We start from the raw sequence: 583 nt of genomic DNA on the forward strand, positions 1-583 counted from the left end.
ACTAAAAGAATATCAATTCAAACTTAAAAGTTTTCTAATTTCTCCAAGAGATTTAGAAAAAGATCTAAAACATATTGGATTTGATTCTGCAATTATTTCAGCTTTGATTTACGAAAATCAAACAGAACAACTTATAAAGTTTCAATTATCAAATCTAGAAAGTTTAGCGAAAAAAGGCTATTTATCTTTAGATGAAATCAAAAAGCAATTTAAAGCAATTGGAATAATAAAAGAATATGAAGATGCATTTATAAACTTTATAAATCAAGAATTACAAATATCTGCATTTTTGACAATTTTAAAGAGTCAATTAAGACAATTCCAAATAGATTCAAAAATTGCAGAAGTAGAATTGAAGAAATTGAATATTAATGAATATCTGCTAAATCAGATAATTCAAGAAGAATATAACATAAATATCGCAAAACTACAATTAAGCGTAATTGAAACAATTGCGAAAACTTTATACTATGATCAACAACAATTATCTGGAGAATTAGGAAAAATAGTAAAAGATAAAACAGCTCTTGATTTATATAATCAAAAGTTTTATTACGAATACATATATCCAAAAATTATTAAT

The 583-nt window shown here is 23.2% G+C and carries 1 protein-coding gene; it reads left to right on the top strand.

The window, feature by feature from the left end:
- Positions 1 to 583 (top strand): hypothetical protein (locus ACFPZ3_RS39890; protein WP_379519549.1); only part of this gene is annotated, 583 nt, incomplete at both ends.

The sequence above is a fragment of the Nonomuraea insulae genome (assembly GCF_042656245.1).